The organism is Carnobacterium sp. (assembly GCF_040274425.1).
On the sequence record NZ_JBEMBC010000145.1, the window covers coordinates 1 to 3,743 of the forward strand.

General features: G+C 34.9%; 5 protein-coding genes. All 5 read right to left on the reverse strand.

Features of this window, described 5'->3' with window-relative positions; all coding sequences use genetic code 11:
• Nucleotides 1-56: 56 nt before the first annotated feature.
• Nucleotides 57-260, reverse strand: a complete 204-nt coding sequence (locus ABS911_RS14660; RefSeq protein ID WP_350468172.1) for a DNA-directed RNA polymerase subunit beta — start codon at nt 258-260, stop codon at nt 57-59.
• Nucleotides 261-289: 29 nt separating this feature from the next.
• On the reverse strand, nt 290-1,282 hold the full coding sequence (mreB, locus tag ABS911_RS14665; RefSeq protein WP_350468173.1) for a rod shape-determining protein MreB: 993 nt from the start codon (nt 1,280-1,282) through the stop codon (nt 290-292).
• Nucleotides 1,283-1,658: 376 nt separating this feature from the next.
• The gene (murA, locus tag ABS911_RS14670; RefSeq protein WP_350468174.1) at nt 1,659-2,969 is read right to left on the reverse strand and encodes a UDP-N-acetylglucosamine 1-carboxyvinyltransferase; all 1,311 of its coding nucleotides are present in this window, start codon (nt 2,967-2,969) and stop codon (nt 1,659-1,661) included.
• 139 nt (nt 2,970-3,108) lie between these two features.
• On the reverse strand, nt 3,109-3,342 hold the full coding sequence (locus tag ABS911_RS14675) for a DUF1146 family protein (protein WP_350468175.1): 234 nt from the start codon (nt 3,340-3,342) through the stop codon (nt 3,109-3,111).
• A 176-nt stretch (nt 3,343-3,518) separates the two neighbouring features.
• Nucleotides 3,519-3,743, reverse strand: a 225-nt coding sequence (locus ABS911_RS14680) for an ATP synthase delta/epsilon chain alpha-helix domain-containing protein (RefSeq protein WP_350468176.1), incomplete at its 5' end; no start/stop codon positions are given.

Here is a 3,743-nt window from a genome sequence, read left to right on the forward strand (position 1 = left end):
AGAATTTAATTCAATTTTTAGGGTGTTTAGTATTTTATTTCGTACAAGGGATGGAACTAGTTGACTATTGTAGGTTTTGTAAAGTAACTAAAAATGTGCACCCATGTTTCCTTTTCAAAAATAGCAAATGGATTTCCATCACCTAATACACCATAACCGATCATCGCTCCAACAATAAAAGCGAGAGCAATCAAAACGATCACAAGTACTATTTTTAGAATAAATGTGGCGATTTGAAGTCCTATTTTTTCCTTAGTCATTGGTTCACCTCATTTTGATCGACTATTTTTTAAAATTTACGCTTTTTTTTGGTCATATTTTCTAATAAGATTCCTGTTCCTAATGCAACAGAATCTAATGGCTGTTCAGCAGCAAATACAGGGACTCTCAATTGTTCAGAGAATAATTGATCAATACCATCTAATAATGCGCCACCACCAGTTAAAATCACTCCACGATCAATGATGTCCGCAGATAATTCAGGAGGTGTTTGTTCTAATACATCTTTAGCTTGTTGAACGATCATCATCATAGATTCAGCTGTAGCTTTTTGAACTTCATCTGAAGTAATCGTGATGGTCCTAGGTAAACCTGTAATCATATCACGGCCTCTAACTTCCATTGAATCATCACGTTTACCAGGGAAAACTGTTCCAATCTCTTTTTTGATTGTTTCAGCTGTACGTTCACCAATCAATAACTTGTGGGTTTTTTTAACAAATTGTGTGATTTCATTATCCAACTGGTCTCCAGCTACTTTTAATGAGCGACTAGTTACGATTCCACCCATTGAAAGAACGGCAATATCACTTGTTCCGCCACCGATATCAATGACCATATTTCCACTTGGTTGGAAGATATCCATACCCGCTCCGATAGCTGCTACTTTAGGTTCTTCTTCAAGATAAACATTTTTTCCGCCGCTTTTCTCAGCTGCTTCAATAATAGCTTTTTGTTCAATTGTTGTTATATTTGTTGGGCAGCAAATCAAAATATTTGGTTTTGATAAAAAGCCCTTAACATTTAATTTATTAATAAAGTGAGTTAACATTGCTTCAGTTATGTCAAAATCAGCAATGACTCCTCCTTGTAATGGACGAATAGCACGAATGTTACCCGGTGTACGTCCAACCATTAAGTACGCTTCTTCTCCAACTGCTAAAACACGTTTTGTTGTAGTATCGATTGCAACAACTGAAGGCTCATTTAAAACAATGCCTTTTCCTTTTACATGAATCAATACATTGGCTGTACCTAAATCTATCCCTATATCTCTCGCCATTACTTGTTTCTCCTCTCAAGCTCTTGTTCGTTCATCATTGACTACTCCTTTAAAAATAAAGTAGCCATCTAATTTACTATTATAGCATAACTTGTATCATTCTTAAATGTCGAATTAAAGACATTTAACTAAATTTAATGCTTTCTGTGACAGAAGTTTGCACCCTAAGCAGAAACAGAAAAATAATTGTTTTAATGTTTCAACGATTAGGACAATCTTTTATCTTTTACATTGGAATTTCTTTTAAAGCATCAGGATTTGTTAACCAACCAAAATAAGCCTTCTGAAGCGCCACTTCTTAAGTGTCTACTTCAAAAGACTTAAATTAAAACATATCTTCTAAATATATAAAAGATTATTTTTTATCAACTTATGATTACGAAAATAACCGTTCAAGCTCAGTTTTTTCCATAGTAATTTCTACAGACTCTTCAATGCGTTCTACATCTGCACCTAAGGCTTGTAATTTTTTATGGAATTCATAATAACCGCGATCTAGGTATTCTAAATGTGTTACTCTAGTATAACCTTTTGAAACCAAACCAGCGATAATTAAAGCTGCGGCAGCTCTAAGATCTGTTGCTGCAACTTCAGCACCTTGTAATTCTGTTAGTCCATAAATGACTAGTGTTTGTCCTTCAACTTTAAATTCCGCATTCATGCGACGCAATTCTTCCATATGCATATAACGGTTTTCAAATACCGTTTCTTTCATTGTACTTGTACCTTCAGCAAACACTTGTGCAATCGTCATTTGTGCTTGCATATCTGTTGGGAAACCAGGATGTGGCATTGTCTTTACATCTGTTGCTTTTAATTTTTCAGGACCAATAACACGCATCCCATTTTCTTCATCTTTAAATTGAACGCCCATTTCTTTTAATTTCGAAATCAATGGTTTGTTATGTTCAGCAACAGCATCTTCAATATAAACGTTTCCTTGAGTAACAGCAGCTGCAATCATAAATGTACCAGCTTCAATACGATCTGGAATAATGCTATGCTCCGTACCTGTTAACTCTGCTACACCTTCAATACGGATACTCTCTGTACCAGCACCAACAACTTTAGCTCCCATACGGTTTAAGAAGTTTGCTAAGTCAACAATTTCTGGCTCGCGCGCAACGTTTTCAATAGTAGTTGTTCCTTTAGCTAGTGTAGCAGCCATCATAATATTTTGTGTAGCTCCAACACTTGGAAAATCTAAGTAGATGTGAGCTCCTTTTAATTGATCGGCGAATGCTTCGATATACCCATTTTCGATATGTACTTCCGCACCCATCGCTTCAAATCCTTTTAAATGCAAATCTATTGGACGTGTTCCTATAGCACATCCTCCAGGAAGAGCAACTTTTGCATGTCCTAATCGAGCTAATAGAGGTCCCATTACAACGATTGATGCACGCATTTTACTTACATATTCAAAAGGAGCCTCATAATGTAATTCCTTTGTAGCGTCTAAAGTAATTTCTTTTTCAGTTTCGTTAAAATCAACAGTTAAATTCAAGTGGCTTAAAACTTCATTAATAGTGAATACGTCAGATAATATGGGAACATTCGTTAATTTACTTTGTCCCTTACTTGCTAAAATGGTAGCAGCTAAAATAGGCAATACGGCATTTTTTGCCCCTTCTACTTTTACTGTACCAGTTAGGTGTTTTCCACCTCGAACGATAATCTTTTCCATGTAGTATCCCTCCAAAATTTTCATTGCCTTTATCACAACTGTGTGAGGTAAATAATACAAGACAACATTTAGTATTATAACACGAAGCCATGTGAAGGTACAAACTTAACCAGTGTTTTGTAATAAATTTAGTTAATTCTTAATAAAATAAAAAAATCAAATTTTGTGATGTCAGCAAGAAATCCATAAAAAACATACTTACAGTGTATCCTATAGTTATAGATATAAATAAGTAGAGAACACGAGCTTGACCAATACTATTCTTTTTAATCAATTTTTCTATCCGCATCCCTTTTAGTGCCCAAAAAGTTAGCAAGACAAAAAATAAATGAGACAGGATAGTGATAAGAGCTTGCACACCTAAAAAGTTCATATTTTTAGTTATCTTCCCTTCTAAATCTTACCCTCATACTAACATAAAAGAAGCCAAAAGGATATTTTTCTTGACTTCAAATTGTAATATAATGGGCTCAGTAGTGCTATCCTCTTTTTAGTCAAATAAAAAAAGTTGGAATAAATACAGACCAGCTGCTTTATTCCAACTTTTACCTAATTTCTTTTATGCTCAGATACAGTAATTCTATTAACGGCTTTTCTTAGAGATATTTCTGCACGTTTTGAATGACTCTTATTCTCAATGGCTTCTGTCTTACGTAATTCTTCTTCTGCACGCTGTTTCGCTTCGAAAGCACGTTCAACATCAATATCTCTTGCACGTTCAGCACTATCTGCAATAATGGAACAAACATTGTCTCTAACTTCCATTACACCGCC